This window comes from uncultured Streptococcus sp. (assembly GCF_963521865.1).
In the GTDB taxonomy this organism is placed as follows: Bacteria; Bacillota; Bacilli; order Lactobacillales; family Streptococcaceae; genus Streptococcus.
In genome coordinates this window covers 1-5,694 of sequence record NZ_CAUQWY010000060.1, presented here as the reverse complement: position 1 = coordinate 5,694, position 5,694 = coordinate 1, and the positions used below count along the sequence as shown (strand labels likewise).

Annotated in this window: 4 protein-coding genes; 3 read left to right on the top strand and 1 reads right to left on the bottom strand. The window is 39.9% G+C overall.

The window, feature by feature from the left end; genetic code table 11:
- Window positions 1-25: 25 nt before the first annotated feature.
- Window positions 26-979 (bottom strand): CPBP family intramembrane glutamic endopeptidase, encoded by a 954-nt coding sequence (locus RWO85_RS09505; protein WP_314415560.1) that lies wholly within the window; start codon window positions 977-979, stop codon window positions 26-28.
- Between the two features lie 173 nt (window positions 980-1,152).
- Between RWO85_RS09505 and RWO85_RS09500 the strand changes: the two genes are divergently transcribed.
- The 3 genes from RWO85_RS09500 to zwf form a co-directional block, all read left to right on the top strand.
- Window positions 1,153-3,318, top strand: a complete 2,166-nt coding sequence (locus tag RWO85_RS09500; protein ID WP_314415559.1) for an ABC transporter substrate-binding protein/permease — start codon at window positions 1,153-1,155, stop codon at window positions 3,316-3,318.
- Complete coding sequence (locus RWO85_RS09495) at window positions 3,318-4,058, top strand: amino acid ABC transporter ATP-binding protein (protein ID WP_314415556.1); 741 nt, start codon at window positions 3,318-3,320, stop codon at window positions 4,056-4,058. Before RWO85_RS09500 ends, RWO85_RS09495 begins: the two co-directional genes overlap by 1 nt.
- A gap of 150 nt (window positions 4,059-4,208) precedes the next feature.
- On the top strand, window positions 4,209-5,694 hold a 1,486-nt coding region (gene zwf, locus RWO85_RS09490), incomplete at its 3' end, for a glucose-6-phosphate dehydrogenase (protein WP_314415553.1).

The following is a 5,694-nucleotide window of genomic DNA, read 5'->3' as shown; positions in this document are numbered from 1 at the left end:
TCACGAAGAAAAGGACGGACCGAAGTCACATCCTTTCATTTTCTTTCTTTAATTGGTAAGCGAGATAGACAATCAGCAGTAGCAAGACTAGACTTGTCATGATAGAACCTTCAATTCCAAAAGATCCACCTGATAGCCAGCCTTGATTGCCTTGTGGTAAAAAGGTCATCAGCGATGTTCCTGACGGCTGACCACTAACTAAAATCCCAAAGAGATTTCCCTGAGCAAAATTCCATGCGCCATGAATACCTGCAACACCCCAAACTGTATCGGTTTTGAGAAGGTAAAGAGCCATGGCAACTCCGAATAGGAAGAGATTCGCTAGAGATAGAGGTGTTAGACCAGAATTGCCCATATGAAGCAGGGTAAAAAGTATGCTAGATATGACAACAGCAAGTTTTAGATTGGTTCTTGAGGCCAATTGAGGAAGAAGCCAAGCACGGGATACCACTTCTTCTGCTGTCCCCTGTAAAATCCAAAATGGGATAGTAAAGACAACAAAGGCAAGCGAATAAGGATTTAAGTGAATAGACTCAAAACGATATTGCCCCAAGGCCACTAAACCTAACAAAGTAAGAAGAAAAAGTGCCAGACCTAGCCCAAATCCTTTCAGAAGATTGCTGAGGAAATTTTCTCTATAAAATCCCAAAGTTCGAATAGGTCTTTTCTCAACTTTTTTAGTCCATCTGAACACAGTATTGAGAATAAAACCAAAGGCCAGTAAATCTAAAATTAAATGAAAGTCACTTGTTTTATCCATCAAACTCTGCTGCAAGGTCTGCAAGTAGGTAGCAAAAGCTTGACCAGCCTCTCCAAAATTTCTAGCAAGTCCGATAAGAGCTAACAAACTAATACCATATAAAGTAAAAGCCACAAACTCTCCTATAAAGACAAAAACAAAGGCTAACAAGGGGCTTGTGTAAATGTTTAAACTCATTTTTGAAGCTTGGAAGTCTTTAAATATTCTTTTTTCCTTCATGTTCCTGTCCTCTTTTCTTCTATTATATACTATTATTATAGCACTTCTGTTGTGTGATTCAAGACAAAACCAGAATTATAGATGTTATATCTTCTTACATAGTTTTTATAAAAATTTGCCTTTTTTTATTTTTTTTGCTATAATGGTAAAATATTCGGAAAAGGAGACTAAAAATGAAGAAAAAATTTCTAGCATTTTTGCTAATTTTATTCCCAATTTTCTCATTAGGTATTGCGAAAGCAGAGACGATTAAGATTGTGTCTGATACCGCCTATGCACCTTTTGAGTTTAAAGATTCAGATCAAACTTATAAAGGAATTGATGTTGACATTATCAACAAAGTCGCTGAGATTAAAGGATGGAACATTCAGATGTCCTATCCTGGATTTGACGCGGCGGTCAATGCGGTTCAAGCTGGTCAAGCTGACGCTATCATGGCAGGAATGACAAAAACTGCAGAACGTGAAAAAGTTTTCACCATGTCTGATACTTACTATGATACAAAAGTTGTCATTGCGACTACAAAATCACACAAGATTAGTCAGTACGACCAATTAAAAGGTAAAACTGTTGGTGTTAAAAACGGAACAGCCGCTCAACGTTTCCTTGAAAGTATCAAAGATAAATACGGCTTTAGCATTAAAACATTTGATACTGGCGATTTGATGAACAACAGCTTGACTGCTGGTGCCATAGATGCCATGATGGATGACAAACCTGTTATAGAGTATGCCATTAACCAAGGTCAAGACCTTCATATTGAAATGGATGGGGAAGCTGTAGGAAGTTTTGCTTTCGGTGTTAAAAAAGGAAGTAAATACGAGCACCTGGTTACTGAATTTAATCAAGCCTTGGCTAAAATGAAACAAGATGGTAGTCTTGATAAAATCATCAAGAAATGGACTGCTTCATCATCTTCAGCAGTTCCAACTACAACTACTCTAGCAGGATTAAAAGCTATTCCTGTTAAAGCTAAGTATATCATTGCCAGCGATTCTTCTTTTGCACCTTTTGTTTTCCAAAATTCAAGCAACCAATTTACTGGTATTGATATGGACTTGATTAAGGCAATCGCTAAAGACCAAGGTTTTGAAATTGAAATCATCAACCCTGGTTTCGATGCCGCTATTAACGCTGTCCAAGCTGGTCAAGCAGATGGTATCATTGCTGGTATGTCTGTCACAGATGCTCGTAAGGCGACTTTTGATTTCTCAGAATCCTACTACACTGCCAATACTATCCTTGGTGTCAAGGAATCAAGCACTATTGCTTCTTATGAAGATCTAAAAGGAAAGACAGTCGGTGTTAAAAACGGAACTGCTTCTCAAACCTTCCTAACAGAAAATCAAAGCAAATACGGTTACAAAATTAAAACCTTTGCTGATGGTTCTTCAATGTATGACAGTTTAAATACTGGGGCAATCGATGCTGTTATGGATGATGAGCCTGTCCTCAAATATTCTATCAGCCAAGGCCAAAAATTGAAAACTCCAATCGCTGGAACTCCAATCGGTGAAACAGCCTTTGCCGTTAAAAAAGGAGCAAATCCAGAATTGATTGAAATGTTCAACAACGGACTTGCAAACCTTAAAGCAAACGGAGAATTCCAAAAGATTCTTGATAAATACCTAGCTAGCGAATCTTCATCTGCTTCAACAAGCACTGTTGATGAGACAACTATCTGGGGCTTGCTTCAAAACAACTACAAACAACTCCTTAGCGGGCTTGGTATCACTCTTGCTCTAGCTCTTATCTCATTTGCTATTGCCATTGTCATCGGGATTATCTTCGGTATGTTTAGCGTTAGCCCATACAAATCTCTTCGCGTAATCTCTGAGATTTTCGTTGACGTTATCCGTGGTATTCCTTTGATGATTCTTGCAGCCTTTATCTTCTGGGGTATTCCAAACTTCATCGAGTCTATCACAGGCCAACAAAGTCCAATTAACGACTTCGTAGCCGGTACCATTGCCCTCTCACTCAATGCGGCTGCTTATATCGCTGAAATTGTTCGTGGTGGTATTCAGGCCGTTCCAGTTGGTCAAATGGAAGCCAGCCGAAGCTTGGGGATTTCTTATGGAAAAACCATGCGTAAGATTATCTTGCCACAAGCAACTAAATTGATGTTGCCAAACTTTGTCAACCAATTCGTTATCGCTCTTAAAGATACAACCATCGTATCTGCTATCGGTTTGGTGGAACTCTTCCAAACTGGTAAGATTATCATTGCCCGTAACTACCAAAGTTTCAAGATGTATGCAATCCTTGCTATCTTCTATCTTGTAATTATCACACTTTTGACTAAACTAGCGAAACGCTTAGAAAAGAGGATTCGTTAATGGCAAAATTAAAAATTGATGTAAATGATTTACACAAAAACTACGGAAAAAATGAAGTCCTAAAAGGAATTACGACTAAGTTCTATGAAGGAGATGTTGTCTGTATCATCGGTCCTTCAGGTTCTGGTAAGTCAACCTTCCTTCGTAGCCTCAATCTTCTAGAAGAAGTTACGAGCGGTCACATCACTGTGAACGGTTATGACCTAACTGAAAAAACTACCAACGTTGACCACGTCCGTGAAAATATCGGAATGGTGTTCCAACACTTCAATCTCTTCCCACACATGTCTGTATTGGATAACATTACCTTTGCTCCTATTGAGCACAAGTTGATGACTAAGGAAGAAGCTGAAAAATTGGGAATGGAGTTGCTTGACAAGGTTGGACTAGCAGATAAGGCTAAGGCCTGTCCAGATAGCCTGTCAGGTGGTCAAAAACAACGTGTGGCCATCGCTCGTGGACTTGCAATGAATCCAGACATCATGCTATTTGATGAACCAACTTCTGCCCTTGACCCTGAGATGGTCGGAGACGTACTAAACGTTATGAAGGAATTGGCTGAGCAAGGCATGACCATGATTATCGTAACCCATGAGATGGGATTTGCTCGTCAAGTTGCTAACCGCGTTATCTTTACTGCGGACGGTGAATTCCTTGAAGATGGGACACCTGATCAAATCTTTGACAACCCACAACACCCACGTCTGAAAGAGTTCTTGGACAAGGTCTTAAACGTCTAAACGCAAACTGTAAGGATTTCCTTGCAGTTTTTTTCTATCTCGTATTGGATTTTTTGATTTTTCGGAAAATTATGTTAGAATTAAGTTTATGAAATGAGATTTCCTCATACCTAGCAAGACTAGGAATAAAAATAGAAATTAGGTAGCTAGATGTCATCTAAGGTTATTGTTACAATTTTCGGTGCGAGTGGAGACCTGGCTAAACGCAAGCTCTACCCTTCCCTATTTAGACTATATAAATCCGGCAATCTTTCCAAACATTTTGCCGTTATTGGAACTGCCCGTCGTCCTTGGAGCAAGGAATATTTTGAATCTGTTGTAGTCGAATCGATCCTTGATTTGGCAGATAGTACCGAACAGGCTCAAGAGTTCGCTAGCCACTTCTACTATCAAAGTCATGATGTCAACGATACAGAACACTACATTGCTTTGCGTCAATTGCAGGCTGAACTAAATGACAAGTACCAAGCTGAACACAACAAGCTCTTCTTCTTGTCTATGGCGCCTCAGTTCTTTGGAACTATAGCAAAACACCTCAAGTCTGAAAACATTGTTGACGGTAAAGGTTTTGAACGCTTAATCGTTGAAAAACCATTTGGTACAGATTACGCAACTGCAAGCAAGTTAAATGACGAGCTCCTAGCAACATTTGACGAAGAACAAATTTTCCGTATCGACCATTATCTTGGTAAGGAAATGATTCAAAGCATCTTTGCAGTTCGCTTTGCCAACCTGATTTTTGAAAATGTTTGGAACAAGGACTTTATCGACAATGTTCAAATTACCTTTGCAGAGCGCTTGGGTGTAGAAGAACGTGGTGGCTACTATGACCAATCTGGTGCCCTCCGCGACATGGTACAAAACCATACTTTGCAACTGCTTTCGCTCCTCGCCATGGACAAGCCAGCAAGCTTCACAAAAGACGAGATTCGTGCTGAAAAGATTAAGGTCTTTAAAAACCTCTATCATCCAACTGATGAAGAACTTAAAGAATACTTTATCCGTGGTCAATACCGCTCTGGTAAGATTGATGGCATGAAATATATCTCTTACCGTAGCGAGCCAAATGTAAATCCAGAATCTACAACTGAAACCTTTGCATCTGGTGCCTTCTTTGTAAACAGCGATCGATTCCGTGGTGTTCCTTTCTTCTTCCGTACTGGTAAACGTCTGACTGAAAAAGGAACTCATGTCAACATCGTCTTTAAACAAATGGACTCTATCTTTGGTGAGCCACTTGCTCCAAACGTTTTGACCATCTATATCCAACCAACAGAAGGATTCTCTCTTAGCCTAAATGGGAAACAAGTAGGAGAAGAATTCAACTTAGCTCCTAACTCACTTGATTACCGTACAGATGCGACCGCAACTGGTGCTTCTCCAGAACCATACGAGAAATTGATTTATGATGTCCTAAACAACAACTCAACTAACTTTAGCCACTGGGATGAAGTTGGTGCGTCGTGGAAATTGATTGACCGTATCGAAGAGCTCTGGGCTGAAAATGGTGCCCCACTTCATGACTATAAAGCTGGAAGCATGGGACCTCAAGCCAGCTTTGACTTACTTGAAAAATTCGGTGCCAAATGGACTTGGCAACCAGATATCGCCTATCGTCAAGATGGTCGTTTAGAAT